Source organism: Kitasatospora sp. NPDC127035, assembly GCF_042726075.1.
Taxonomy (GTDB): domain Bacteria; phylum Actinomycetota; class Actinomycetes; order Streptomycetales; family Streptomycetaceae; genus Kitasatospora.
Genome location: NZ_JBHXDN010000006.1, coordinates 144,400 through 168,390 on the forward strand (window position 1 = coordinate 144,400; position 23,991 = coordinate 168,390).

At 72.4% G+C, this 23,991-nt stretch carries 32 protein-coding genes; 4 read left to right on the top strand and 28 right to left on the bottom strand.

The window, feature by feature from the left end; translation table 11 throughout:
- Window positions 1-218: 218 nt before the first annotated feature.
- Window positions 219-998, top strand: a complete 780-nt coding sequence (locus tag ACFWIC_RS05735; RefSeq protein WP_380516118.1) for a hypothetical protein — start codon at window positions 219-221, stop codon at window positions 996-998.
- On the opposite strand, the gene ACFWIC_RS05740 is transcribed toward ACFWIC_RS05735, so the two are convergent.
- Entirely contained in the window at window positions 995-1,291 is a 297-nt protein-coding gene (locus ACFWIC_RS05740) for a hypothetical protein (protein ID WP_380516121.1), read from the bottom strand. The genes ACFWIC_RS05735 and ACFWIC_RS05740 overlap by 4 nt on opposite strands.
- A 126-nt stretch (window positions 1,292-1,417) precedes the next feature.
- Between ACFWIC_RS05740 and ACFWIC_RS05745 the strand changes: the two genes are divergently transcribed.
- Entirely contained in the window at window positions 1,418-1,609 is a 192-nt protein-coding gene (locus tag ACFWIC_RS05745; protein WP_380516335.1) for a helix-turn-helix domain-containing protein, read from the top strand.
- A gap of 379 nt (window positions 1,610-1,988) precedes the next feature.
- Here the strand turns inward: ACFWIC_RS05745 and ACFWIC_RS05750 are convergent, their stop codons facing one another.
- Genes ACFWIC_RS05750 through ACFWIC_RS05765 form a run of 4 tightly spaced genes read right to left on the bottom strand, consistent with a single transcriptional unit; the run spans window position 1,989 to window position 3,244 of the window.
- Complete coding sequence (locus ACFWIC_RS05750) at window positions 1,989-2,186, bottom strand: hypothetical protein (protein ID WP_380516124.1); 198 nt, start codon at window positions 2,184-2,186, stop codon at window positions 1,989-1,991.
- 22 nt (window positions 2,187-2,208) lie between these two features.
- Complete coding sequence (locus ACFWIC_RS05755) at window positions 2,209-2,472, bottom strand: hypothetical protein (RefSeq protein ID WP_380516127.1); 264 nt, start codon at window positions 2,470-2,472, stop codon at window positions 2,209-2,211.
- Window positions 2,469-2,654: a hypothetical protein gene (locus tag ACFWIC_RS05760; RefSeq protein ID WP_380516130.1), complete on the bottom strand. Its 186-nt coding sequence runs from the start codon at window positions 2,652-2,654 to the stop codon at window positions 2,469-2,471. The genes ACFWIC_RS05755 and ACFWIC_RS05760 overlap by 4 nt, the downstream gene beginning before the upstream one ends.
- Window positions 2,651-3,244, bottom strand: coding sequence for a hypothetical protein (locus tag ACFWIC_RS05765; RefSeq protein ID WP_380516133.1), 594 nt, complete (start codon window positions 3,242-3,244; stop codon window positions 2,651-2,653). Before ACFWIC_RS05765 ends, ACFWIC_RS05760 begins: the two co-directional genes overlap by 4 nt.
- A gap of 132 nt (window positions 3,245-3,376) precedes the next feature.
- Between ACFWIC_RS05765 and ACFWIC_RS05770 the strand changes: the two genes are divergently transcribed.
- Together ACFWIC_RS05770 and ACFWIC_RS05775 are read left to right on the top strand one after the other, a co-directional pair.
- Window positions 3,377-4,735, top strand: coding sequence for a transcriptional regulator (locus tag ACFWIC_RS05770; RefSeq protein WP_380516136.1), 1,359 nt, complete (start codon window positions 3,377-3,379; stop codon window positions 4,733-4,735).
- Window positions 4,736-4,778: 43 nt separating this feature from the next.
- Window positions 4,779-5,045, top strand: a complete 267-nt coding sequence (locus ACFWIC_RS05775) for a hypothetical protein (protein WP_380516139.1) — start codon at window positions 4,779-4,781, stop codon at window positions 5,043-5,045.
- 41 nt (window positions 5,046-5,086) lie between these two features.
- Here the strand turns inward: ACFWIC_RS05775 and ACFWIC_RS05780 are convergent, their stop codons facing one another.
- The 23 genes from ACFWIC_RS05780 to ACFWIC_RS05890 all read right to left on the bottom strand — a co-directional run bounded on the left by ACFWIC_RS05780 (window position 5,087) and on the right by ACFWIC_RS05890 (window position 23,989).
- On the bottom strand, window positions 5,087-5,281 hold the full coding sequence (locus ACFWIC_RS05780) for a hypothetical protein (RefSeq protein ID WP_380516142.1): 195 nt from the start codon (window positions 5,279-5,281) through the stop codon (window positions 5,087-5,089).
- Window positions 5,282-5,370: 89 nt separating this feature from the next.
- Window positions 5,371-5,667 (bottom strand): hypothetical protein, encoded by a 297-nt coding sequence (locus tag ACFWIC_RS05785; protein WP_380516144.1) that lies wholly within the window; start codon window positions 5,665-5,667, stop codon window positions 5,371-5,373.
- Between the two features lie 29 nt (window positions 5,668-5,696).
- Window positions 5,697-5,948: a hypothetical protein gene (locus ACFWIC_RS05790; RefSeq protein WP_380354614.1), complete on the bottom strand. Its 252-nt coding sequence runs from the start codon at window positions 5,946-5,948 to the stop codon at window positions 5,697-5,699.
- A gap of 2 nt (window positions 5,949-5,950) precedes the next feature.
- Window positions 5,951-6,799, bottom strand: coding sequence for an N-acetylmuramoyl-L-alanine amidase (locus ACFWIC_RS05795; protein ID WP_380516147.1), 849 nt, complete (start codon window positions 6,797-6,799; stop codon window positions 5,951-5,953).
- Between the two features lie 52 nt (window positions 6,800-6,851).
- Entirely contained in the window at window positions 6,852-7,232 is a 381-nt protein-coding gene (locus ACFWIC_RS05800) for a hypothetical protein (RefSeq protein ID WP_380516150.1), read from the bottom strand.
- 8 nt (window positions 7,233-7,240) lie between these two features.
- The gene (locus ACFWIC_RS05805; protein WP_380516153.1) at window positions 7,241-7,705 is read right to left on the bottom strand and encodes a hypothetical protein; all 465 of its coding nucleotides are present in this window, start codon (window positions 7,703-7,705) and stop codon (window positions 7,241-7,243) included.
- A complete protein-coding gene (locus ACFWIC_RS05810) occupies window positions 7,702-8,790 on the bottom strand; it encodes a hypothetical protein (RefSeq protein ID WP_380516155.1) in 1,089 nt (362 codons plus the stop codon). Before ACFWIC_RS05810 ends, ACFWIC_RS05805 begins: the two co-directional genes overlap by 4 nt.
- A complete protein-coding gene (locus tag ACFWIC_RS05815) occupies window positions 8,787-9,833 on the bottom strand; it encodes a hypothetical protein (protein WP_380516158.1) in 1,047 nt (348 codons plus the stop codon). The genes ACFWIC_RS05810 and ACFWIC_RS05815 overlap by 4 nt, the downstream gene beginning before the upstream one ends.
- Window positions 9,834-9,845: 12 nt before the next feature.
- Window positions 9,846-10,715: a hypothetical protein gene (locus ACFWIC_RS05820; RefSeq protein ID WP_380516161.1), complete on the bottom strand. Its 870-nt coding sequence runs from the start codon at window positions 10,713-10,715 to the stop codon at window positions 9,846-9,848.
- A gap of 12 nt (window positions 10,716-10,727) precedes the next feature.
- On the bottom strand, window positions 10,728-14,795 hold the full coding sequence (locus tag ACFWIC_RS05825) for a phage tail tape measure protein (RefSeq protein WP_380516164.1): 4,068 nt from the start codon (window positions 14,793-14,795) through the stop codon (window positions 10,728-10,730).
- Entirely contained in the window at window positions 14,788-15,036 is a 249-nt protein-coding gene (locus ACFWIC_RS05830) for a hypothetical protein (protein ID WP_380516167.1), read from the bottom strand. Before ACFWIC_RS05830 ends, ACFWIC_RS05825 begins: the two co-directional genes overlap by 8 nt.
- 71 nt (window positions 15,037-15,107) lie before the next feature.
- Window positions 15,108-15,635, bottom strand: a complete 528-nt coding sequence (locus ACFWIC_RS05835; RefSeq protein ID WP_380516170.1) for a hypothetical protein — start codon at window positions 15,633-15,635, stop codon at window positions 15,108-15,110.
- Window positions 15,635-16,114, bottom strand: coding sequence for a hypothetical protein (locus ACFWIC_RS05840; RefSeq protein WP_380516173.1), 480 nt, complete (start codon window positions 16,112-16,114; stop codon window positions 15,635-15,637). Before ACFWIC_RS05840 ends, ACFWIC_RS05835 begins: the two co-directional genes overlap by 1 nt.
- A gap of 66 nt (window positions 16,115-16,180) precedes the next feature.
- Window positions 16,181-16,510: a hypothetical protein gene (locus ACFWIC_RS05845; RefSeq protein ID WP_380516176.1), complete on the bottom strand. Its 330-nt coding sequence runs from the start codon at window positions 16,508-16,510 to the stop codon at window positions 16,181-16,183.
- 11 nt (window positions 16,511-16,521) lie between these two features.
- On the bottom strand, window positions 16,522-16,929 hold the full coding sequence (locus ACFWIC_RS05850; RefSeq protein ID WP_380516179.1) for a hypothetical protein: 408 nt from the start codon (window positions 16,927-16,929) through the stop codon (window positions 16,522-16,524).
- Window positions 16,926-17,309 (bottom strand): hypothetical protein, encoded by a 384-nt coding sequence (locus ACFWIC_RS05855; RefSeq protein ID WP_380516182.1) that lies wholly within the window; start codon window positions 17,307-17,309, stop codon window positions 16,926-16,928. The genes ACFWIC_RS05850 and ACFWIC_RS05855 overlap by 4 nt, the downstream gene beginning before the upstream one ends.
- Window positions 17,306-17,716: a DUF6093 family protein gene (locus ACFWIC_RS05860; RefSeq protein WP_380516184.1), complete on the bottom strand. Its 411-nt coding sequence runs from the start codon at window positions 17,714-17,716 to the stop codon at window positions 17,306-17,308. The genes ACFWIC_RS05855 and ACFWIC_RS05860 overlap by 4 nt, the downstream gene beginning before the upstream one ends.
- A complete protein-coding gene (locus ACFWIC_RS05865) occupies window positions 17,713-18,075 on the bottom strand; it encodes a hypothetical protein (RefSeq protein WP_380516187.1) in 363 nt (120 codons plus the stop codon). The genes ACFWIC_RS05860 and ACFWIC_RS05865 overlap by 4 nt, the downstream gene beginning before the upstream one ends.
- A 3-nt stretch (window positions 18,076-18,078) precedes the next feature.
- A complete protein-coding gene (locus ACFWIC_RS05870) occupies window positions 18,079-19,260 on the bottom strand; it encodes a DUF5309 family protein (RefSeq protein WP_380516188.1) in 1,182 nt (393 codons plus the stop codon).
- 46 nt (window positions 19,261-19,306) lie between these two features.
- Entirely contained in the window at window positions 19,307-19,924 is a 618-nt protein-coding gene (locus ACFWIC_RS05875) for a hypothetical protein (RefSeq protein WP_380516191.1), read from the bottom strand.
- Window positions 19,925-19,966: 42 nt separating this feature from the next.
- Complete coding sequence (locus ACFWIC_RS05880; RefSeq protein ID WP_380516194.1) at window positions 19,967-20,971, bottom strand: hypothetical protein; 1,005 nt, start codon at window positions 20,969-20,971, stop codon at window positions 19,967-19,969.
- Window positions 20,964-22,358 carry a phage portal protein gene (locus tag ACFWIC_RS05885; protein WP_380516196.1) on the bottom strand — a complete coding sequence of 465 codons (1,395 nt, stop codon included), beginning with the start codon at window positions 22,356-22,358 and terminating at the stop codon, window positions 20,964-20,966. Before ACFWIC_RS05885 ends, ACFWIC_RS05880 begins: the two co-directional genes overlap by 8 nt.
- Window positions 22,358-23,989, bottom strand: a complete 1,632-nt coding sequence (locus ACFWIC_RS05890) for a terminase (protein WP_380516199.1) — start codon at window positions 23,987-23,989, stop codon at window positions 22,358-22,360. The genes ACFWIC_RS05885 and ACFWIC_RS05890 overlap by 1 nt, the downstream gene beginning before the upstream one ends.
- Between the last annotated feature and the right edge of the window lie 2 nt (window positions 23,990-23,991).

Consider the following 23,991-nt stretch of genomic DNA (forward strand, 5'->3'; position numbering starts at 1 on the left):
AAACCTGACGTCAATTCATCTGGGGCAATCGGGTGGAATCGGACATCGCGTCAACTCGGCCGCTGCTCAAAGCCGCAAGCCGTCGCCTCTACCTACAGCTCCTCGCGGGCAAAGGGTCAGCCAAGGTAGGGCCCGAGCGGGACGAGCTGGAGCGCGCTGGCCTCATCGCGCCGGATCCCGATCGCCCCGGCCACGTCCGGGCGCTCGACGCCGACGCCGTGGCCAGGGCGCGTCAGACCGAGCTGATCCGAGCGGCCGGCGACATGCTCGCCGAGGCCCAGGCCATGCCTCACCACCTTGCCGACCTGGCGTCCGCCTACCGGGCGGCCACTGCTGGCCAGACCGTCGGCGGGGTCGAGATCCTCACCGGGCTGCGGGCCATCAACGAGCGGCTGGAGGGACTCGTCAACTCCTGCACGCAGGAGCTGATCACGGCCCAGCCGACCGGCCCCCGTCCGGCCGAGCTGCTGGCGATCTCCTACCAGCGCGACCTCGGTGTGCTGAAGAGGGGGGCACACATGCGCACGATCTACCTGCCATCCGTACGGTCGGACGCGCCGACCGGGCGCTGGGCGCTCACCATGACCGAACAGGGCGCAGAGATCCGCACCGGAGCCACGTTCGGCCGGATGATCATCGTGGACCGGCGGGCCGCCGTCGTCCCGATCCTCGACCCATGGAGCCTGGAAGCGAGCGCTCCTGACCAGGCCGCCGTGATCACGTCCGAGCTGGCGGTCGGCCTGGCCGTCGCCAGCTTCGAGCGAGACTGGCTCCACGCGGAGCCCTGGGACGGCACGCCCGAGGCGGAGCTGAAGCAGATCCACGTGGACATCCTGCGCTGCCTGGCACGGGGCCTCGAGCAGGACGAGGTCGCGCAGGAGCTGGGGATGTCGAAGCGCACCGTGCAGGGCAGGCTCGCCGACCTACGCGCGGCAACCGGGTGCCGGACCCAGTCTCAGCTCCTGTACTGGTGGGCGAAGCGGGAGCTGCAGCGCTAGCGGATGGTCACGACGTAGCGCTGACCTGCCGCGACGAAGGCGAGCTGGAAGCGCCCGTCGCGCTCGAGGAAGTCGAGCACGCGGTCGGCGCCGCCGGGTCCGGCGATCATCCAGAGGTAGGCCGAGGCGCGATCTGGGCGCAGCGGTAGCGTCCGGATGATGGCAGCCAGAGCGGTGATCGCGTCCTCAAGGGACGGGTGACTGCTGGCCTCGGCGAGGCCGGGAGCGGTCAGAGTGTAGGTCGTGCTCAGCGCGTGCTCCCGGATCTGGTCCCCCCGGGTGGCGACCGACATAATATCGAACAAACCTTCGTATAGTGGCGTCGTATCGGTACAGACTTTTGAGCACGGTACCGAGAGCGTCAAGGGGTGCCGCCGAGATCAACCACCAGCAGCTACCAGCGCGACGTCCGCCGACAGGTGGGCGGCCGGCTGTTATCCCTTCGGCAGCTGGCGGGGCTCAGCCAGGAGACCCTGGGGGCTCAGACCGGGATGGACCGGCGGACGATCGGCCGGATCGAGCGCGGAAGCGTGGCGGCCACGCTCGACCAGCTCTCCGCCATCGCGCGCGCCATCGGCGTACCGCCCTGGCGACTCCTGCGGGACGAGTAGGCCCCGGCCGACATGCTGCCCGTGCCGACCGGGACGCCGCGCTACTTCTCCGGCGGATCCTGCGGCGGCGGTCCCGCCGGTCCGGACGGCGGGGCTTTCGGGCCGCCGATCCCCCCGCTGCCGCCGCTCGGTGGCTTCTGTGGCGTCATCTCGGTGCTCTCCTCAGGGTTGTCCTCGGGCACCGCCGGGAGGACTCCCGGCGGGGGCATGGCGGGGTGGCGGAGTGTCCGGCTGGGGCCTCGACTGCCGCCGCCTCGTCGTACGCCCCACCGGCCCTGCCGGTCGGGCGGGATGATGCCGCTCACGCTGAGCTCCTCTCTCTGCCGGCCGGGCGGCCGGGCGTCCATCCTGACGCCCCGCCCGGGCCCGGTGGGGCACTTCAGTCCTCGTCGGCGTCCGGCTCGTCCCGCGGCTTGACGCGGAGACCGCGCGCCGCCCGGACTGCCTTGTTCTGGCGGTGCTGCGATGCGCCCTCGTCGCCGTCCTCGGTCGAGTAGCGGGCCAGCTCGGCCTGAGCGGCGGCATCGGCGGCCCGCTCGGGGGCGGCCGGGGGCGGGGTGGTACGGCGGAAGCGCACGTGTCCTCGATCGATGGGATGGTCAGCGGTGGATGGTGGAGATGATCAGGAGGGTGGCGAGGACCAGCACCCCGGCGGCGGAGACGGCGTAGGCCGCCCTCACCCGCACGGGGCCGATCAGCCGGACGAGCGAACGCCAGCCGGACGGCGGGCAGTGTCGGACCAGCGCAGTGAGCGCGGTGAGGTCCGCCAGCCACGGGCCCCGGACCCACGCCCGGCACACCGGGCAGATCCCCAGCTCCTCCCGCGGCTCGGTCGAGGGCGGGGTACCGCCCGCGAGGCTCACTGTCTGGGTCCCTCGGCGGTGACCTGCGCGGTGCACCCGACATGGTCGACGATCCAGCAGTCGATCAGGTCGCGCGCGCCGTCCTGCTGGCCGTGGCCGTACTGCAGGCAGCGGCGGCAGACGCCACACGCCCCGCGCTCTGCCTCCGGTTGTTCGGGCGACGAGATGGTGCGCTCGGTCACCGCTCCTCCGTGGGAGTGCTCGGGCAAGTGGAGTGCGCGACTACGGGCCAGCCAAGCGGGGCGCCGACCGTGGGGGTGTAGGCGTACCCGACCGGATGAAGAAGGCCGCCACCCGCACCGCAGACGATGCACGTCTCGCCTCGGACCTGGGAGGGTGCGTAGTCCGCGGCGACGGTCGTCTTGCCCAGCCAGATCTGTCTGGGCATCATCGCGCGGAGCAGATACCGTTCGACCGCCGACCGATCCGCCCCAATCTCCAGGGGGTGCTCGCCCAGGATGACGACGACGGTGCCGCCGCGACGGGCGAAGTCGGACCAGCCCTCATCTGTCGGGAACCGCAGGGCGGTCTCGGCGCGGGGCAGGATCGCCATCGCGTGATCCTCGTGCAGCACCAGCCGCAGGCCCGGCGCCGGGAGCGGCTCGTGCGGCGGCAGCAGGCCGGCCCGCGCGGCAAGGGACCCCAGGCCGGGCGACGACGCGTCCGACGGGGTGATCAGCACCATGCTCACCAGGCCGTCCGGGGTGGAGTCGATCCACGTCCACGCGGACAGTGCACTCGCTGTCGGGCGTTCGGCGGCTGTCATCAACACGGCCCCCTCCTTGGTCGCCGGGTCTACCATCACCACCAAGGGTCGACCTGTGATCACCAGATTGTGAGCCCCCAAGGGGTGGCACAGGGTGGCACTTCTGCGCAGGGTGGCAGACGAGGGTAGGACAGGGACATGAAGACGACGAAGACGCCGAACGCGCGGCTCGCCGAGTGGCTGGCCCGGACAGGCCTGAGCAACGCCGGGTTCGCCCGGCGAGTCAAAGCCGCAGCTCAGCAGGCCGGGCACCCGCAGGTGGCGCCTGATGCGACCGCCGTCCGGCGATGGCTCGCAGGCAACCGCCCCCGCCGGCCGCTGCCGGGGATCATCGCCGACGTCGTCTCAGCCACGGTCGGATACCGGGTCACATCGCACGAACTCGGGCTCGGTGAGAGCCCGGCCGAGGACCGGTCGCTGCTGTACAACCGCGACTGGGTCGTTACGGTGGACACCGTCTCTGACCTGGGGAGAGCAGACGTGGACCGCCGCCGATTCCTTGCCGCCGCACCGTTCGCCGCCGTCGCCGCCACCGGACCGTCCCGGGACTGGCTCCTCAACGTCCTTGACCAGGAGCCCGAACCTGGCCCCCGCGTCCTGCTCGAGGACGTCAGTGCCGTCAGGAACATGTTCTCCGAGTTCCAGCGCGTGGACATCTTCCAGGGCGGCGGCAGCGGCCGGCTCCTGCTCACCCAGTACATGAACATTCACGTCTACCCGCTGTTGAGGCGCCCGCAGCCCGACGACGTCCGCCGGGCCCTGTGTGAAGCCGCCGCCGAACAGACGTACCTCCTCGGGTGGATGGCCTACGACTCGGGCGAGCACGGCACCGCCCAGCGCTACCTGATCCAGTCCCTCCGCCTCGCTGAGGAGTCGAGGAACGTGCCGCTCGGCGCGCACGTCCTGGCTGGCATGGCCGACCAGGCGACCCTCCTCGGTCACCCCGACGAGGGGCTGCGGCTCGCCCAGTCCGGACGGCAGGGCCTGCGAGGAACCTCCGCCGCCGCGCTCGCCGACCTCTGGGCCCTGGAGGGCAGGGCGCTCGCCGCGCTCGGAGACAAGACTGGCGCCACCCGGGCCGTCACCAACTCCGAGGCCGCAGCCGAGAGCATCGACCACGAGCGCGAACCCGAGTGGGCGCTCTTCATCGACCCCGCCTACCTGCACGGCGAGCACGCCATGACCCTCAGGGACACCGGCGACCACGACGGCGCCGCCGAGCACGCGCGCCTCAGCATCGACCACGCCCGCCAGCAGAAGCGCGCCCGCCGCGGCGCCCTTTCCCAGGCCGCACTCGCCGCGACCCACCTCCAGCGACGAGACCTGGAGCAGGCGCACGCCGCCGGCCTCCGGACGCTCGCGCTCGCCAGCCAGGTCAAGAGCAGCCGGGCCGTCGAGGCCGTGGTCGACCTCCAGCGGCGGATGGAGCCCTTCGGGAAGAGTCGGCTGGTGGCCGACTTCGCGGAGCGCGCCAGGGCGCTGACCGCCGCCGCGTGAGCCGCTGACCTGCCCTGTCAGTGCTCTCGCCTACGATGGCGGTATGCCCAAGTCCCTGCCGTTGCCCGATGACCTGCTGCCCCTCCACGTCGCCGTGGTCGAGGCCGACCGCGGGATGACTACGGTGCGGCTGGCCGGTGGGGACGTGGACGTGGCGCGGGCGGCATACGTGGAGGCGATGCTCGCCCTCCGCGCCCACCCGATCTGGGTCCAGGCCCAGGCGGAGGCATGCTACGCGCAGACGTGGCAGGCGTCGCTGGAGGCAGCGAAGACGGCGCTTGGCGACGGGGCGGTAGCGGCGGCGGCCTGACCGCCGGCGTCCTGGGGGGCAGCCGCCCCAGCATTGACCCGCTATTCGCCGAGGCCTGCCGCGCGAAGTTCCTCCCACAGGGCGGCCACCGTCTCAGGACCCGGCGCATCCCGCGCCCGCTCGGCCGCCGCGTCGAGCCGCGCACGCACTTCAGCCGGCAGGTCCCGGGCCCGCGCGCCGAGCTGGTCCAGGCGCGCGGTGTGCCCGGGCGGTGGGGCGAGGATGTCGTCGTCCATGGCGTCATGATGGCCGAGCCCGCCGTCCAGCCGCGCCGGAATGCACGAACCGCCCCCGCCCTCCCGAAGGAGGGCGGGGGCGCGGTGCTTCACGGGCGGATGATCGCCAGCGCAGTGACCAGAGCAGTCAGGATCCCCGAGGCGATGCCGACGACCGCCGCCATCACCTGCACCCGCCGCCGGTCCGACTGCCGGACCTCCTCGGCGGCGGCCCGGGCCCGCTCGGCGTCGACCAGGCGCCGCTCGTGGTCGGTGAGGGTGGCACCATGATCGGCCAGCATCTGCCCCGTGTGACGGTCGGACTGTCTCAGCAGGTCCAGTGATCCCTTGATCTCCGCCAGTCCGGTGCTGAACTCGCCGCGTAGCTCTGCCAGGGCGACCGCCATAGTCGTGAGAGGGTCCGGGGCCGGGCTGGTCACTCGCGGACCGCCCGGGTGAGCGCGTCGTCGTCGGGGTCCGGCACGGCGCGCAGCCAGCGCGGCAGCAGCTTGTCGACCGCGGGCAGGGACATCACCTTGGTGACGCCAGCGGCTACGGCCAGGCCGACGCCGACACCGGGCGTTGCCTCGGGGATGCCGGATGCCTGGACGATCAGCGGCAGCGCAGCCGCGATGCCGAGGCCAGTCTGGACGGTGGTACGGATCGTACGGCGTGTGGAGTCGCGCATCGTCAGTTCCCCTTCGTGGTGACGTTGAGCTCCAGGCCGTCGGCGAGGGCCTGCTCGACCGCGGCGCGCACCTGGTCCTGGGTGGTCTGCGGCAGCGACCGCAGGGCCTGCCCGAGCGGCCCGACGACCCAGCGGAGCGGGTGGTCGCCCGGGTCGGCCGGGTCCGGCTTCAGGGACTGGAGCAGCCAGTACAGGACGGAGTGGGTGTCGAGGTCGCGGGTCGCGTCGAGCTGGCGCCGGACGGCGGCCTCGATGTCGCCGATGGTGATGCTGGCCAAGGGGTCCTCCTCGGGAGTGGGCTTGGGGGTGGGCGGGGCGGTCGCCCCGGTCGCGCGGGCCACGATCGCGGGGAACACCCGCTCGTGGAACTGCGCTACGCGGGCGTCGCCCGGGCACGCCGTGCCGGACGTAGACCACGACCGGTGGAGCCGGTGGTAGCCGTAGCCGGGGTCGTCCGGGGTCCGGCAGATCCGGAGCGGGATGCCGTGCTGCTGGTGCATCCACACCCCGATCCGGACCAGGGCCTCGACCTGGGCATCCGTCCACGGGTCGCTGTTGTCGTTGTCAGCAGCGGTCTCGACGCTCACCGCGCCGGTCCGGTCGCCGCGCCGGTTCGCCGCCGCGTTCGCGTCCGCCCTCGTCTCGGTGCCAACGAACTGACCGACCGACCCGTCGTAGCCGACCCCGAAGTGCGACTCCAGATTCGTCGAGTCCCGCCAGTACTGGTACGTACGCCGTGGCGTCCACGGCGCCGCGATGCTGTGAAAGATCAGCTGCGTCGGCACGATCGCCGGCTGCTCGTCCGACTCGGGTTGGAGCTCCATCTTCTCCGCACCGGGGAACCAGGCCATCAGGCCTCCAGACATGGGAAAGCCCCGGCCGGTCTGGCGCGGGGCGGGGTGGTCAGGTGAGCGGGACGTCCTGGTCCGTGTACGCCACGGCGAGCCCGCTGTAGCGGCGGAGCGCGACCTGGTGGCCGGCGGAGGCGAGGGCCTGGGCGATCTGGCGCGGGTCCCGCACACCGCCCGTGTAGTAGCCGGTCTGGTGCGGCCAACCCGGGATGTCCTCAGCCGAGGTGATCGCATAGACGACCCACTCGCCCGGGTCGAGGCTCGGCCGGGCGAGCGCCAGCAACCACAGGTCGCCGTGGATCTGCGGCTGTCCGGCCGACGCGGACGACAGGGCGCCCGCCCGGCCGGCCATGAACTCCTGCGCCGCGAGGGGCGCCAGGCGCTCGGCGAGCTGCTGCGGGGTGTCGGCGCGCAGGGTGGTGACGGTGTGCACGGGGCTCCTCAGTCGGTGGCGCGGATGAGCTGCACCTGGGCGTGGACCGCCCCGGTGCCGGACGTGCGGACGGCCTCGATCGCGATCAGGTACTGGTCGCCGATCGAGACCGAGGTGGGCAGGGGCGCGGTGGTGTCGAGGGTGGCGCCCGCGGTGCCGGTCGCCCACACGGCGTTGTTGATGAGCACGCGGACGGTGCCGGTCGACCCGCCGGACGTGGTCGTCGCCACCATGAGGCGAAGCCGCCGCTTCCAGGCGATGTTGGAGGCGCGGCTGATCTGCGTGTAGGTCGTGGAGGTGGTCTGCGGCCACCGGGAGAGGTCCGCGTCCAGCGGCGGCAGCAGGGCATCGGCGGCCGCCGAGTCCGGGGTGCGGGCCCGCAGGTGGTCGAGGGCCGCGGCCACCTCCTCGATGCGGCGCGCCAGCCACGACGGCTCGCGCGGGAGCTGCTGGTCTCGGATGCTGCTGCTCACTCGTCCTCCAGGATGATCGGGGTGAGTCGGTCGGCGGCCGGATCGAGGGACCAGCCCCACGCGCGGGCGACGACGTCGACACCGGCCGGGTGCCTCGGTGAGGAGTCGATGTTCAGGCGCACGCTGTCGCCCAGGCCCCAGGCGGTGCCGAGCCGGGGCGCGCGGCCGGCGACCGCCTGCAGAGCCCACGCCCTGGTGCCGGTGCCCATCAGGGCGATCGCTTCGGCGGCGTGCCGCTCCAGCTGGTCGGCGTCCGTGATGCCCTGGCCCGGGGACCATCGGTGCTCCCACAGCGGCCACCCGGCCGCGAGGAGCTCGGAGGCGGTGTGGGCGGTGCTGGTGGCCCGCTCGCCGAGCGCCCGGTCGCCGCGCGCGGTGACCGAGGTGGCGCCGCGGCCGCGCTCGTAGGACTCGGTGAGGGAGTAGGAGGCGACGCAGCCGGGCATGTCGAAGACGGCCTCGGGCTGGCTGAGTTGGACGCCGATGGTGGGGCGGAGTCGCAGGACGAGGCTGAAGCGGCTGTGGGCGGCGTCGGCCCACAGGGCGTCCACGGTCAGCTCGGGTCCGCCGGCCATGGCGCTGATCTCCTGCAGGTAGGACAGGACCCCGCGGTCGTCGCCGTCGACGACCGCGTAGTCGATCGCGGTACCGGAGGCCACCGTGTCCAGGGTGATGGGCGGGCCGCCGGTCAGTGCCGGGGTCGAGAGTGCGGCCATGACCGATGTCTGGTCGAGGCCGCTGGCGGTGTAGTCGCCCGGGTAGCGGCGGTCGAGGTAGACCTCGGGGGTGGCGGCGGCGAGGCGCACGCTGTCCTCCGAGCCGCCTTCGCGCACCAGTGTGATGCCGCACCATGTCGGCTGGTCGGTGGCTGTGTCGACGGCGACGAGCATCGTGCGGCCGGGGTCTGTGGCCGCCTCCCAGTCGTCCGGCGCGCCGCCGAGGTGGAGGTCGAAGACGGCCGAGGTGTAGGCGCCGAGGCGGCGGCCGATCGGGCCGCCCGGCTGCAGCGACGGCAGCTCCTCGGCGATCGCGCCGGTGAGCAGGTCGCAGCCGTACCACGCCAGTTCGACCGGGTCACCGGTCACGTGGCGGCCTCGTAGGTGATGGTCCAGCGGAGGCTGGTGGTGAGGCTGGCGGTGACTGGTGACGACGTGGTGACCAGCGCCGCCGAGCTGCTGTTGAGGCCCGTTTTGACGTTGAAGGTGAGCACGGTGCCGCCGCTGGCGATCTCCGCGACGCCGAGGTAGCTGTTGTCGCCGGTGTTGATGTAGGCGCAGGATCCCTCGGTGAAGATGCTGTCGGACGCGGCGCCCACCGGCAGGGACATCTGCCAGGTGCCGGCGCCGCCCGTGCTCGTGGTGCCTGGCTCCAGCCGGCCCTTGTAGATGATCGTCCGCCCGATCCGCGTCCAGCGCCCCAAGAGGGTGCCGTTGCCGATCACGGGGTTGGAGCCGGGCGCGGTCCAGACCGGCGTGTAGGCCGCCCAGTCGCCCTGGGCGGCCCACGCCGACCCGGACCAGTACTCCGGCACCAGCCGGGCGACGTTGAACCTAGCCTGGCCGACGTACGAGCCCGGGGCCGCGATGTCGGCGGCCAGGCTGACCGGCAGCACGCCGCCCGGTGCCACCGTGTACTGCCGGGCGGCGGTGGAGACGGTGGCCGCACCGGTGCCGCCCGAGCCGGTGGGCGGCACGGTGATCGTGGCCAGCGTGATCCAGATCTGGGTGCCGGCCGGGGTCGGGGCCGACGGCGTCGACCCGGGGGTGCCCGCCAGGTAGACCGTGTCCGCCTTCCGGAAACCTGAGGCGTCGACCGCGGTGTCCCAGACGCGCAGGTAGACCAGGTCGATGCGGCTGTACGTGCCGTCGGCCGCGGTCAGGTTGCCCGGGGTGGTGGCCGGCAGCTGGGCCCGGTAGACGCCCTGGCCGGACCGGTGGAGGGAGGCCACTCCGGCGGAGACGTTGACTGCGGTCCCGGCGAGGGTCACGTTGAACCCGGGGTCACCGGGGCGGACGCCGGGCCGGGAGCCGCGAGCGGTGCCGTCGGACATGAGGAGGGGCGAGTCCATCAGGCGGAACTCGCCCTCGTCGTAGCCGAGTGTCGGGAGCCAGAGCGGATCAGTGGGCACGGGCGGGGCTCCTCACATCCAGGCCGACCGGCACGAGGCGGTCAGCAGCGCGGCGGGGTCGTAGGCGGGGCTGGTCCACGAGACCGTGACGGACTGGCGGGGGCCGATCTGCGGCCACTGGCCGGACAGGTACCGGCGGCGTGACACCCCGCCGGTGAGGGTCACGGTGTGCGTGGCGGTGTCGATGGTCAGGACCTCTCCGGCGAGCAGGGTGTCCGAGTAGGTGAGTGCGCGCACGGTCGCGTCCGGGTACTGCGTCAGGATGGTGAACCCGGGCGCCGGGCCGGCGACGGTGAGCAGAGGGCGGGTCGCGATCGACCCCGCGTTGGTGAGGGTGATGGTGCTGGCGCTGCTGCCCGCCGGGATGGTGAGCGGCAACGTGATCGGCAGCGTCACCCCGCCCGAGGACGTCGGCAGTCCCGCCGTCCCGGTCTGCAGGACGGTCGCGTACCGGCGCGGATCCTCGGCGGTCAGCATCACGCTGTACCGGGCGACCCGGTCCGTCTCGTAGGCGACCAAGGGCTCCCCAGACCGCCTCACCACCACCTGTTTGGGGATCGTCTCGGCGACGGTGAGCGTCGTGTCGGTGATCGCCGCCGCATCGAGCAGCTGCTCGACCGCCCCGTCCAACGCGGCCAGATCGGGCGCCGTGATCGTGCCCGCCAGCGTGATGACCCGCGCCCCCAGGTACGTCCTCCCGGCCCACACGCCGTGGTCGGCCTGCCGGTCCGAGTACTGCGTGCGGGTCGCGGGCCCGGCCCAGCCGCCCAGCCCGTCCTTGCCGACGGACCAGGCGACCCCGGCGCCGTCGACCACGCCCAGCTGCAGGGCGCCGAGCGTGACCTGACGGCCCAGGACCAGGCCCGGTGGATATCCGGCCACCGCCACCTCCTCTCAGCCGATGTGCTCCATGTGGCGCACGACGTCGGCGAGTTGCTCCTCGCTGGACTGGCGGGCGCCGTGCAGGTGGATGGTGGTAGAGCGGCTGTGGTCGTAGCTCGGGCCCGAGGCTGGTCCGGCGATCTGCCGGGCCGGGATCAGGTCCCGGGCGGTCGGCCCGGCCGGGATCAGCTGCTGACCGAAGATCCCGGCGACCTCGTCGAGCAGCTGCATCGACCGGGCCCGGCGACCGGGCGACAGGGGGATGTACGCCTCCGGGCCCGCCTCCGCCCACAGGATCGGACGCCGGGAGATCCCCGCCTGCCGAGTCGACAGACCGTCGGCCGCCGCCCGCACGCCGCCGTTCGCGTACCGAATGACGGAGCCGTTGGCCTGCTCGTTCGGCCGGTCGCCCGCACGGTGCAGACCGGCCGGGAAATTCGCCACGACATCGATGGCGATGGCCCGGCCGCGGATCCCGTTGATGGCCTGCTGGATCGACCGGGTCCCGTCGAACGCGTCGCCGGACGGCACGGTCACGCGGACCTGGCCGTCCGGGAGCTTCTCGACCGCGTAGCCGATGGCCCTCAGGTCCTGAAGTGCGTCCCCTGTCGGCGCCTTGACCGTGATGCTCTTGCCGGGCGGGACCGCGGCGAGCCGGTCCCGCAGCACCTCCAGGTCTGCGATGGTCTGGATCGCGCCAGGGTCGGTGACCCTGGTCTCCTTGACCGGCGGGAGGGTGGCGTAGGAGATCGTCAGCTGGTCAATCTGCTCCTGGGTGAAGCCAGCCTGACGCATGGTCGCCTTGAGCGCCTCGACGTCCCGCCCGAAAGCGATCGTCCCGGCGTCGACCTGACCGGTTTGCTCGGCGACCGCCTTGGCGTGCGCGGTCGCCGCCTCGGCGGCGCCGAGCACTGCAGCCTTGACCGCTCGCCCCTTCTCCGTGGTGATGTCGAGCGCGAGGCCGTTCTCCTTGACCGCGTCGCGCAGGGACTGGAGGTCCCCCTGGAATGCGATCGCCGACTGAGCGACCGAGATGTTCGTCCCGTTGAGCCCCGCGAGGACCTTCGACAGCTGGTCGGCCGCGGTCTCCGTCTTCTTGAGGTCGCCGGCGGTGTCTTCAGCCTGGTCGCCGAGCGCCTTCGTGCCGACGGCCGCCTTGCCGCTGGCCTCGCCCTCCTGCGCCATTGCCGTGGCGGCGTCCGCGATAGCGCCCTTGACCGTGCCGACAGACGACTTCAGCAGGTTGAGCTTGCCGGCGTAGTCGTCGATGCGCTTGCCGCCCTTGAAGACCTCGTCGGACCCGCGGGTGATCTGGGCCTGGACCTCGACCCACGCCTCCTTGCTGCCGAGCGCCGCGTCCGTGAGGTCCTTGAGGCTGACGCCGAGCTCCTTGGCGGCCGACATGGCGCCGCTCTTCTGCAGGGCATTGACCGCGTACGCCCGTGTGTTCTCGCCGACGATGCCGCTGTCCTGCTTGACGGCCGCGCTGAGCCCCTCGACGTCGATCTTTGCCGTCTTGTGGCTGCTGGAGAACAGCATCATTGCGGCGACGGCACCGCCGACCGCCAGCCCCCAGGGGCCGAACAGGAACGACGACGTCGAGGCCGCGGCTGCCGCGAGCCGGGGCATCGTGACGGCCAGCTCCACCAGGGCGGCCCGGAAAGCAGCGATCCTCGGGAGGGCCAAGACGAACCCTCCGACGGCGAGCGCCAGGATCCCGGTGATGCCGGCCACCGCGGTGACGCTCTCTTTCACCGGGCCGGGCAGGCTGCTGTACGCCTCGATCACGCCCGTGATGCCCTTGACCATGTCGCGCAGCACGGCGGTGGCCCCGGAGCCGGATTCGATCAGCGCGGTCTCCAGCGTGCCCTTGAGCCGCTCCAAATCGCCGATCAGGTTGTTGGTCTGCTGGGCAGCGGTACGGGTGGCGAACCCCTCGTCGTTGACGGCCCCGATCCACCCGCGGACCTGCTGCTCGCCCGACTTGTAGAGGATGGTCGCGGCTCGGACGGCATCCGAGCCGAAGATCACACCCATCGCGGCGTTGCGGGCCTCGGGGGTCAGGTCGCCGAACGCACTGGCCATCCGTCGGGCCAGCTCGGTGATGCCGACGAACTGGCCCTTCGCGTCGTACGCGGTGAAGCCGAGTTGGGCCATCATGGCGGCCGATTCGGCACTCTGAGGCGTCAGACGTTGCAGCATCGTTTTCAGCGACGTTCCGGCGTCGCTCCCGGTGAGCGCATTTTGCGCGAAGAGCGACAGCGTGCCGACGGTGTCCTCCAAGGACAGGCCGGTCTGCTGGGCAACCAACGCGGCCATCCTGAAAGCAAAACCCATGTCGTGTACGTTTGTTGCCGATTTTCCGGCGCCCGCCGAGATGACGTCCGCGATGTGCCCGACCTGCGCGCCACGCAGGTTGAAGGCGTTCATCGCCTGTGCAGCGATCACAGCCGATTCCGACAGCGAGAGCTGCCCGGACGCGGCGAGGTCGAGCGCACCACGCAGGGCGCCGCCGACGATATCCGCCGTCGAGACACCGGCCCGGGCCAGCTCGACCTCGGCGTCCGCCGCCTCCCGGGCGGAGAACACCGTGGCCTTGCCAGCGTCGAGCGCCGCCGTCTTCAGGGCGTCCAGCTCCTTGCCGGTGGCGCCGGACGCCGCCCCGACGATGCTCATCGACTGTTCGAAGCGCGCGGCAGCCACAACAGCCGCGCCGAACACCGCGACGAGCGCGATGCCGCCCATCCGCACGGCCTTCCATGCGTTCTCGGATCGCTCCGCAGACCCGACCATCGCGGCGCCAGTGGCGGCCGCCTGAGCGCGCATGGACGCGGACCAGGCGGTGGTCGCCGCCCGAGACCGACCCAACATCGTGGCCTGTGCGGCTGTGGCCTCCGCCGTCACCACGCCGATCGCCGCGGCAGCCTCTGCCACCGCCGCCCGCGAGGCGAAGGTGAGGCCCGCGGTGGCGGTCGTGATCGTGGCGGTCGATGTGGCAGACACCTGCGCGAGGGCCAGCGAGGAGCGGGTGCTCGCCGCAGTGACCTGCGTGACCGCGCTGGTCGCCGCGACGCCCGCTGCCGCGAACGCGGCCGGGATGCTGGCGGCAGCCGCGGCAGCACGCTGGCTCGCCGCCAGTAGACTGCCGCTCGCCGCGACGCTGCTGGCCGTGACGGCCACGGACGTCTGCGCGAGGACCATCGCGGAGCGGGTCCCCGCCGCGGTCACCTGGGCGAGGGCACCCGTGGCGGCAGCGGACGCCGCGGCGAAGGCCGGCGGGATCTCGCTGGCCGCCGTGGCGACGCTCTGGGTAGCGGTGGCAGCAGGCCGCGCGGAGGCCGCGGTCTCGGCCATGGCGGCGCGGGACGCCGCACCGAGTCGGCTGAGCGCGGAGGCCGCCTCCGTCGACAGGTTCACGGCTGCCGTGCCTGTGCGCCCGAGGGCCTGTGAGGCTCCGACCGCCGAGGTCGAGATCTCGCTCAGCGACCGCGTGGCCGCAGTGCCGGCCGCCCGGAACGTCGCCGGAACCTCGGCGGCGGAGGCCGCGACGCGCTGGGTGGCAGAGGCCGCCGGCTGCGCGGCCGCGGCGACCTCGCCCATGGACGACCGAGCCGTCGCCGCCAGCCGGCTGAGCGCGGCGGACGCCTCGGTCGAGAGGTTCACCGCGGCGGCGTCGGTGCGGGCGAGGGCCTGTGAGGCTCCGGCCGCGCTCGTCGAGATCTCGCTGAGCGAGCGGGACGCCGACGTGCCCGCCGCCGTGAACGTCGCCGGGATGTCGGCGGCCGACGCGGCGACGCGCTGGGTGGCGACCGCCGCGGCCTGGCTCGCCTCCGTGGTGACCCGCGAGGCGGAGACCGCCGCCGCCGCGGTGCGCTCGAACGCGGCCTGCTGGCTGCGCTGGGCAGCGGTCGCCGCCGCCGCGGCCTCCCCGAACGCGCTGTTGAAAGAGCGCTCGGTCTGGTCGGCCGAGGCGGTTGCCGCGGCCGCGATCCGCCGGGTGTCCTGCTCGGCCTGCGTCGCCCCGCGCCGGAACCCGCTGGTGTTGAGGTCGAGGCGCACGTTCACCGTACGGTCAGCCACGCTCGCCCTCCCTCCGGGTCACACGCACTTGGGCGCCTCGGGTGTCCGCGCCGGCGTCCCGCCAGCCGTCCAGGTGTCGGGCCGCGGTCGCGCACGCGTGGCAGCGCAGCACCTCGGCCCGCCAGCCCTCTTCGAGTTCGCCGTCGAGGCCGTCGACCAGCGAGTGACCGCAGCCGGAGCATGTCTCCGCCTCGACGGCGAGCAGGGCGAGCGCCCACGCCCGGTCTTCGTCGGTCCACAAGGCCTCGCCCGGGCCCGGTAGCGCCCGGCCCAGGAAGACGGACCGCGGAACGCCCCAGGCGCGGGCGGCCTCTACCTCTCGGCGGTGGAGGCCCGAAGCGCGGAGGCGGCCAGCGAGAAAGGGACGCTGGTGGCCTCGTTGTTCACCTGCCAGGCGGCCAGCTCCAGCTGGTCGCGCTGGCCCTGGTTCAGCACCTCGGCCAGCTGCTCGTACTCCTCCGCCGTCATGGCGGGTTCGACCAGGCAGGCCGGGACCAGCGCACCCGGCAGAGTCACCGGGTTGTAGAGCTCCTGGGCGTGCCTGCCCGGGTGCAGGACGAGCAGGTCGGACCACGCCTTCGCGGGCAGGGCCCGGAGGGTGAAGTCGCAGGCGCTGTCGCGGATCCGGTCCTGGAGCTCGGCGATCTCTTCGGCGATCGTGCGGCGCGGGTCCGCCTCGGCCAGCGACTCCGGCTGCCAGCCCGCGAGGTCAGCGAGCTGGCCCTCCAGCTGGGTGATCCGGCCGCCCGCCTCGCCGTCGAGGTACAGGGTGACGGTCGCGGTGCGGGGCCTCACCCGGGCGAGGATGTCGGCAGCCGTGGCGGTCTTGCGCGCGGCCATCAGGCGACCGTCACATACGTGTTGGGCTCCACGGTCACCTTCATCGGCGACTTGAACTTGCCGACCTCGTTGGCGGCAGGCGGGATGTTCGCGGGCTCTCCGCAGGCCATCAGGTACACCTCGACCTGCTGGCCGGCCGCCCACGCGGTCGCGTACGCCAAGTTGCGGCGCACGACGAGGTAGCCGTGCACGCCGTACCGCAGCGTCGAGTAGGCGATGTCGTCGATCGGAGTGGTCCCGCGCTTGAAGGTCAGCTCGCTGTCGTAGCCGATCCGGCCGACTTCCTTGGTGTCGAACTTCGACGCGAGGGAGCTGGTGTCGACGTCCGCGGTGGACGGGTCCACCTTGAGGCCGTCGGGGGTGATCCGGGGAGTGAGGTCGATGCCGCCGGTGAGCTCGGCGACTGTCGGGGCGGCGGGGTTGGCGATGGACGCGACCCAGGCCACCCGGGTCGTGCCGTCGACGATCGTGTCAGCCACGGTGCCCTCCTTCGGGCATGAGAGAAGCCCCGGCCGGGTGGCACGGGGCTGAGGTTCAGGCGGGGGTCAGATGCGGAGCGCGGCGACCGTGACGGAGGTGGTGGACGAGTACGCGACCGCGCAGGTGCCGTCCGTCGGGGAGGCGAAGAGGTCGGGCGTGATCGGGCCGATCAGTTTGTCGCCGGTGGTCGCCGGGACGGTGACAACCAGGTCGGCGGCGGTCTGCCCGCGGACCTTCGCCGTCGACGTGAGGGTGACGGTCATGCTGGAGCCGGCCGCGTTCTTGACGTGCAAGAAGACGCGCTCACCACACGGGACGGTGGTGGACGCCGCGGCGGCGCCGTAGGTGGGGGTCAGGCCGGCCAGCGATACGGCCTGCGGGGTGAGCAGGGGCATGGGGTGCCTCCTCAGGCGGGGATGGATCGGATCCGGTACTGGACCGGGAGATACCAGCAGGGCGGGGTGACGTCGTCGTCCCGGGCGAGGGGCGGCCCGCCGAGCTCCTCGGGCCGCCAGCAGACGCGGCCGTCGACCGTGAGCGGGGCGGCGAGCGCGGCCCGGACCCGGTCAGCCGTGCCGAGGGCGCCCTCCGGCGTGGTAGCCACACAGGTCACCTGCAGCAGGACGTCCAGCGCGGTGCGCTCGTCGGCGAGGCTCGCCGGGCCCGCCTGGCCGCCGGCCGGGTAGAGCACCGCGTAGGTCTTCGGCGGCGGTGCCGGGCCGGCCGGGGCGCCGCCGACGTACACCGGCAGCGGCACCGCAGCGAGCGCGGCCCGGACCGCCTCCACGTGCGGCAGAACAGCGGGCGCGCTCACAGCAGCGCCTCGCCGAGCGCCTCCACCGCAGCGAGGAACCGAGGCTCCTCGGCCAGCAGGGCCCGGCCGCCGTCGTTGTGGGGTTGGCTGTGCGCGGACCCGTACTCCAGGATCGCGCCGAGCGGGCCCTGCTCGCCGCCCTTGTCCGGGCCGATCACCGCGCCGGTGCCGGCGCCGGGCACGGTGGTGAGGTCGTAGCCGATCGTGCCGGGGTAGTGCGGCGCGTACCGGCCGCTGGAAGCCCGGGCGTTGTCCCGCCAGCCGTTCTTGATGTGCAGGGCGCCCTTGGATACGACCTGGCGGGCCTGCCGGTCGGCCTCCGCTCCGGCGCGGCCGAGGTCGGCCGCGAGGGCCGTCAGGCCGCTGATGTCCGCACTCATGACCGGTCCTCCGCACTGATCCGCCACGCTGTGGCCGTGGCTGACTCGGGTACCGAGGTCACCCACAGGACCAGCCCGGCCAGGCGGGCGTCCGGAGACGTGAGCACCTCGACCTGGTCACCGGGCATAACCCGCTCGCCGCCGGTGGTGACCGCTGCCCACGGCAGCGCTACCTCGTACCGGCGGAGGACGACCGCCCGCTGCCCGGCCTGGACGTCCTCGGAGAGGCCGGAGTCCGGCTTCACCCGGGCCCGGCCGCTGTAGAGCACGCGGGCGTCCGGCTGGACGGTCGCACCGGTCGCCGGGTCGTACACCTCGGAGCCCGGCCGGACCAGCCGCACGGTGTCGACCATGATGGCCTCGTGCGCCTCCCGGCCACGCGCGAGCAAGGGTGCGAGGTCGATCACGAGGTCACCGCCGGCGCGCCCGGCACGATGCTGAACGCGGACGTCCGGACCGGGGTGAGCGTCTCGATCTCGTGCTCGGTCAGGTACAGCTCGCCGGCGGACCGGGCGCTGTCCACCGTGTACGAGTAGTCGTCGATCTGCTCGGACCGCTTCCCGTCCGGGTTGCGGAGCACCCGCAGCACCATCGCGCAGCACACCGCCGTCGAGGCGGGCGTTGGCGCGGTGGCGTACTGCGGGAAGCGATCCAGGATGAGCGCGGTCGCGTCGTCCAGCCAGGCGGTCGCCTGGCGGGTCTCGGCTGTGGTGAGGTCGCGGCCGAGACGGTCCGCCAGGTCCGCGAGCGTCGCCAGGCCCGCCACGGCTCAGACCGTCAGGCCGGTGATGACGCCGTGGGCCTTCTCGTTGCCGTAGGCGAGGCCGACCTCGCCGTACAGCTGGGTGCGGTCCTTCGAGCCGGTCTTGGCGAGCGGCTCGGCGAAGAAGTGCCCGCGGCCCGGGGTCTCCAGGTAGACGGGCATGCACTGCTCCAGCGACGCGACGACGATCTTGTGCTTGGGCAGGTAGCGGTTGAGCATGATGTTGAGGGTGCCGAAGTCGGTCTCAAGCGTGGTCATGTTGACGCCGCCGACGTTGCGGCTGCTCTCCATGTACTTGCCGAAGAGGTTGCCGTAGGCGGTGGTGATCGCCCGCTTCTGCGCGGAGTTGGCGATCAGGGTGCCGGCACTGGCCTCGGACAGGCCGCCGTTGTCGAACACGGACTGCATGAGGCCGCCGATCCCGTCGACGCTGGCGGCGGCGGACTTGGTGACGTTGGCGGTGCCGTCGCCGACGAGGTCGATCGCGGCGCCGCCCTTGGTCGCGGCCAGCTTGAACGTGTTCGTCGCCGAGTTGACGACGTAGTAAACGGTGTCGGCCGTGACGCCGGTGGTGGTGACGATCGTGTCGAGGATGACCTGGTCCCCGTTGGCGAGGCCGTGCGCGGTGATGGTCACGGTGTCGCCGGTGCCCGCCAGGGCCCCGTTGCCGAGCGCGGTGCCGGCGTTGAGGGAGTTGGTGGTGATCGCCTGGAGGAGGCCGCGGGTCTGGCGCTTGGTGGTGTTGTCGGACGGCTTGTTGTAGGTGCCGTTGAGGAACGACCACTCGATGTCGCGCACCATCTGCTTGAGCATGAGCTCGACCTGGTGGTCCAGCTCGTTGGTGACCGGGTTGGCGGCCTCGATGTTCAGCCCGGAGTGCTGGCCGAAGGCGGCGAGCTTGGTGTAGCTGACGCCGACGGTCTCGTGGTGGATCTGGCAGATGTTGTCGACGGAGGCGCGGACCCGGTTCTGGTCGGTGGGGGCGTCCTGGCCCTCCAGGGCGACATTCTGGCCGGCCGCGCGCAGGTCCTCGACCTGCCACTCGAACTGGGTGGCGGTGGTCTGGCCGCCGCCGCTGAGGCCGCCGATCGCCGAGAAGAGCGGCGCGTCGGTCGGGGTGAGCAGGTGCAGCAGGCCGGTGTAGTTGGGCAGGTTGTAGGTCGTGCCCAGGGCGGTGATCCCCGACATGGGGCCTCCTTCGGTGCGGGGCGCGGCCTGGGCCTGCCCTCATGGACTACTTGGGTTTCGGTGCGGTCGCGAGCTTGGAGTTCTGCAGCCGCAGGACGGTGCGCCAGTCGCCCTTGGACTGGGCCTCGCGGATCTGGTCCTCGACGCCGACGGTGCCACCGGGGCGCGGGCCCTGGGACGGGTCCGGACGCGGGGTGCGCGGGCCGGTGTCGGCCTTCCAGTGCGGCTTGCGCTCCAGCAGCGCGACGAGGGCGGCCTCGATGCCGGCGGCGTCAACGGCGCCAGTGTCGGTGAGGAAGTCGGAACCGAGGGCGTCGACGGCGTCCTGCGGGTCGGCGAACCGGCCGGTAGCCAGCGACTCGACCTTCGCGGCGATGGCCTGCCGCGTGGCGGTGCTGGCGCGCTCCTCTGCCGCCTTGAGGCGGTCGGCGAGCTTCTCCGTCTCGGACTTCTGCGTCTCCTCGATCTCCGCGAGCCGCTTGGCCGCCTCGGCGTTGGCCTTGGCCCTCGTCTCGTTCTCCCGGCTCAGGGCCTTCCACTTCTCGGCCTCCGCCTGCCAGTCCTTCGGCGCCGGCGGATCGGTCGGCGCGGGCGGGGCCGGTGCCGGAGGCCCGGGCTGCGGGGCGGGGGCCGGAGGATCGGCAGGAGGAGTGGGTGTGGACATGATGTCTCCCGTTTCGGGTGATGGGCCAACCCCGTTGCGGGGTCAGGTGAGGTAGCCGTAGCGCCGCAGCATGCTGATCAGCTCGTCGCGGCTGTCGGCGCGCTTGTAGATCTCCTCCGGCAGGAGCCGGTGCGTGGTGAGGCGGAACTGCCGGCGGTCCAGGGAGCGCGGGATGAGGCCGCGCTCGCGTGCTCGCAGCCACTCGGAGCGGAAGAACGCGCCGCGTGCGGTGGTCGCGTCGTAGGTGGAGCGGAGCTTCTGCCCGTACGCCTCTGCGGTGTACATGCCCCGGCGGGCGTTGACGACGGCGTTGATGTCGGCGCCGTCCCGGATCGCCTGAGCCCCGTGGACCGTGAAGATCCGGTCCTGCTCAGCCCGGGAGAGGCTGTTGAAGTAGTCGCTGACGTTGACCGTGCGACCCCGGAAGGCCGTACGGCGAGTGATCGGCATGTGAACGCAGTCGCACCGCGGGTGCCGGGCGAAGCCCTGGTTGAAGGCGTACTCCCGGCCAGCCAGGACCGCGCACCGGGCGCACGACGGCGAGTTGAGCACCCGCACGTACCCACGGGTGCGGCGGTTTCCCGCCAGGCTCACCCCGGTGGCCTCGCGACCGGCGTCCGGCACCTCCGTGGCCGCCTTGCGGACCAGCGAGGCCAAGCCGCCTTGGAGGGCCTCCGGCGCGGTCTGGCCCGCCGCGAGTCGCCACCGCGTCTCGATGAACGGCTCGTACAGCAGGCTGGTGAGCGATCGGCCGTCCGCTGCCCGGCCGACAAACGCGTCGGCCGCCACCCGACCACCGGCCTCAGACACGGCTCCGTCAGCGGCGATCACCGCCTCGACGTAGGCGTCCGCCGGGGCTACCGCCTGCGCCTGGCCGGCGGTGACCGCCCGAACCAACAGCTGGCCCGTCGCCAGCCAGGACTCGTCGAGGGCACCGGGATCGACCGTGCGCCAGATCGCCTGTACCGCCTCGGCCGTCCGGCGGGCGGTGAGTTGCTGCTGGCGGTAGTAGGCGGCGGCGAGCTCCTCGGCGGTCGGCTCAGCCACCAGGCACCGGGTCGACCTCGGGGCCCGGCTTGGGACCGATCAGCGCGGCGAGGTCACCGCCCATCGAGCGGGTGAGCGCGTCGGCCTGCATCTGCCGCATACGGGCCTGCTGGGCACTGGAGTACCCGAGGTCCTCCCACGCCTGCTCAATCGGCAGGATCCCGGCTCCCACCAACTTGGTCGCCGCGTCGGCCTTCTGCGCGTAGGTGGGCGTCGCCGGGTTGGCCCACAGCGTCTCCAGCTGCAGGAGCGCCGGGTCCCACCCGCCGGTCTGGAACCGGCGCACGAGGCGCTGCATCTGCTCGTACCCGTCGCCCAGGGATCCGCACTTGCGCTCCGCCCGTTTCACCAGCCGGGCCTCACGCGAGCGGATCGCCGCGTCGCTCGCGGCGTCGTCCGCCGAGAGGCCCATGTAGTTGGGCGGCAGGGCGGCGAGCGCGGCCGTGATCCGGGCGAGCAGCTCGATCGTCGAGTGGAAGTTCTTCAGGTCGGCCTCGGGGAACTGGCCGACCTCGACCCCGTCGTCCTTGCGGTTCTTCGCGGTGGCCCAGATCCGGCCGGCCAGGCGCGACCACACCGACACCGGCTTGCCGTCCGGGTCGGTGAAGTCCTCCTGGTCGAACCCGAGCGCCCACCGGCGCGGCATGGCGTGAAACTCGGACCCGACCATCATGTCCGTGGCGATCTTGCACGCCGCGTTCGAGATCGGCAGGACGTCCGCCAGCTCGGTCACCCCACCAGGCACCAACAGCCGGCCCCGGTTGGCCAGGGTGACGACCGGCACCACGCCGAGCTTGTGCTCGTCGCGGTCGACCTCCAGCCACCCCCCCCGGCCCTTGAACTCGTAGTGGTGGGTGGCGTTGGGCAACTTCAGCGTCGCGAGCTGGTCACGCACGGCGCCGGTCAGCGGGTCGACGTCGTTGTACCGCTTCACCACCGCCCGCTCCTGGCGGGTCGCCGGGTCGTAGTCCGCGTGGACCTGGAGCGGCGACTCTGCCGTGATCAGCGGTGTATCCGAGTCGGCCCTGTTCGCGCCGACGAAGACGAACGAGCGGCGCATCACCAGACCCTCGACGTGAGCCTTCTGAGACTGGCCGGCCATGCCGTTCGCTTTCCAGACCCTCCACATCTCCTTGTCGCCACCCTCGGCGTCCGGCAACCGGAACCCGGTGACGTCCAGGCGCTCCTCGACCGCATCGACCACCAGCCTCGGCCAGTTGATGACGACCTGCTGCATCTGCTCGCCGAGCTCGGCGAGCAACTCCGGATGCAGGTAGGCCAACGGCTGGCAGCCCTCGTAGAAGCGGTTCAGCTCCTGCAACTGGGGCAGCTCCTCCTGGTGGCCAAGCAGCAGGAGCTGCAGCCACTCCTCCGGGCGCAGGTCCATCAGCGCATCACCACCATCCGGCCGGAGCGTTTACGGTTGGCGCCGGCCGCGATCGCGTCGCTGCGGGCTTCCCAGGACAGGACGCCGGCCATCGCCGCGTCGATCTTGAACGGGCTGTCGTGGCGTTCCTTCTCGATGACCCACAGGGGCTGGCCCCGGTCGTCGAGGATCCGGATGTGCCGCTTCCGGGCGTTGGCGATGTGCTGGGCGAACACCTGGTCGCCGCTGTTGCGGACATCGCCAGCCTGCTGGGCCCGTTCGTAGGCCCGCAGCGCGTAGCCGATCTGCTTGGGCCGGTTGGTCCACCACTCGTGCACCCGGTCCTTGCCCCACCGGCCGGCCCACTGAGTCACCGTGCCGTCCCACCACGGCGGGTCGGCGTAGACCCGCAGCACCTTGAAGGTGTCGAGGGCCTGCTCCAGGGCGGCGTTCACCTCGTCCTCGGGGCACTCCCAGTCGGTAGCGCCCGGCGGGCACTCCCAGATGCCGATCGGCCACTGGAACCCGGTCTCGACGTGGGTACCGATCAGGGCCGTCGCGTCGCGGAACTGCGCGCCGTCGAAGCCCACGACGATCTGATCGCGGGGCGGGACGACGAACGCCGGGTCGGCGAGGTCCACCCACCGGGCGGCGTCGAAGGCCTGCCGCCCGGCCTGGACCCGGCGGTTCAGCCAGACACGTTCGAAGTACCCCTTGTCGGTGTCGGGCTGGTTGTACAGCGACGCCACGTAGTCGACCTGGCCCTCGAAGTCCGGCCACGCGGCGATCGCCGGGCCGGAGGCCTCGCGGATCGCGGCACGCAGCTGCTGTTCGTCGCTGAGGTCCTCGTCCGGGCGGGGGGCCGCCTCGCGGTGGAAGAAGAACAGCGTCTTGTCGCGGGTCTTGCCCTTCGCCACCAGCTCGGCGTACTCGTGGGTGCCCTCCGCCACCGAGCCCTCGCCCGGCGTGTACGTGGTCGTCGTCTCCAGCGACCACGGGTCCGCGAGCATCCGCTTCGGGATGTTCGCCAGCATCGTCTGGTGTGCCTCGCGCAGCCGCGGCAGGACGAACCGGTGGGTCTCGTCGAAGTGCTGGAAAGTCGTGCGGGCGCCGTCGCGGGAGTCCGGGGAGGACGCCAGGGCCTGGGCCTTGCCGTCGCCCCCGATCCGCATGATGCGCTCCAGGCCGACGTCGAACAGGTCGGCGTCCTCGCCCTCGGAGACCATCACCAGCAGGGCGCCGTACGCGAGGTCGGAGGTCTGCTCCTCCGTGTAGGCGACCATCGGGATGTACGGGTCGGTGACGGGCACCCCGACCGGTTCCCCGCGCGCGTCGAACCCGTCGCAGCGGACCGGGGCCTCCGGGTGGAGCTCGGCGAAGGCGACCGCCGCCGCCAGCTCCGTCTTGGCGGTGCCCTTCCGTACGGACAGGGCGACTCGCTTGAAGCGACGCCGGCCGGCGCGCGGGTGCCCCTGCGGGTACACCTCGTACCAGCGGTAGATGAGCGCCCGCTTCTCGGCGTCCAGGGTGTACGGCTTGCCGCGGAGGTCTCCGGGGCCGTGGACGCACCGCTCCTCCAGCAGTGCGCAGACCTGCGGGCCCAGAGTCGGCCAGGGCTCCTCATCGACCTGCGGGACGATGAGGATGCCCACCG

Coding starts and splice junctions, on each gene's coding strand:
- ACFWIC_RS05790 (WP_380354614.1), bottom strand. CDS start 5,948: ATGCGCGACTCCACACGCCGTACGATCCGTACCACCGTCCAGACTGGC.
- ACFWIC_RS05780 (WP_380516142.1), bottom strand. CDS start 5,281: ATGGACGACGACATCCTCGCCCCACCGCCCGGGCACACCGCGCGCCTG.
- ACFWIC_RS05740 (WP_380516121.1), bottom strand. CDS start 1,291: ATGTCGGTCGCCACCCGGGGGGACCAGATCCGGGAGCACGCGCTGAGC.
- ACFWIC_RS05770 (WP_380516136.1), top strand. CDS start 3,377: ATGAAGACGACGAAGACGCCGAACGCGCGGCTCGCCGAGTGGCTGGCC.
- ACFWIC_RS05870 (WP_380516188.1), bottom strand. CDS start 19,260: ATGTCGGGGATCACCGCCCTGGGCACGACCTACAACCTGCCCAACTAC.
- ACFWIC_RS05885 (WP_380516196.1), bottom strand. CDS start 22,358: ATGGACCTGCGCCCGGAGGAGTGGCTGCAGCTCCTGCTGCTTGGCCAC.
- ACFWIC_RS05845 (WP_380516176.1), bottom strand. CDS start 16,510: ATGCCCCTGCTCACCCCGCAGGCCGTATCGCTGGCCGGCCTGACCCCC.
- ACFWIC_RS05855 (WP_380516182.1), bottom strand. CDS start 17,309: ATGAGTGCGGACATCAGCGGCCTGACGGCCCTCGCGGCCGACCTCGGC.
- ACFWIC_RS05775 (WP_380516139.1), top strand. CDS start 4,779: ATGCCCAAGTCCCTGCCGTTGCCCGATGACCTGCTGCCCCTCCACGTC.
- ACFWIC_RS05835 (WP_380516170.1), bottom strand. CDS start 15,635: ATGGCCGCGCGCAAGACCGCCACGGCTGCCGACATCCTCGCCCGGGTG.
- ACFWIC_RS05875 (WP_380516191.1), bottom strand. CDS start 19,924: ATGTCCACACCCACTCCTCCTGCCGATCCTCCGGCCCCCGCCCCGCAG.
- ACFWIC_RS05785 (WP_380516144.1), bottom strand. CDS start 5,667: ATGGCGGTCGCCCTGGCAGAGCTACGCGGCGAGTTCAGCACCGGACTG.
- ACFWIC_RS05795 (WP_380516147.1), bottom strand. CDS start 6,799: ATGGCCTGGTTCCCCGGTGCGGAGAAGATGGAGCTCCAACCCGAGTCG.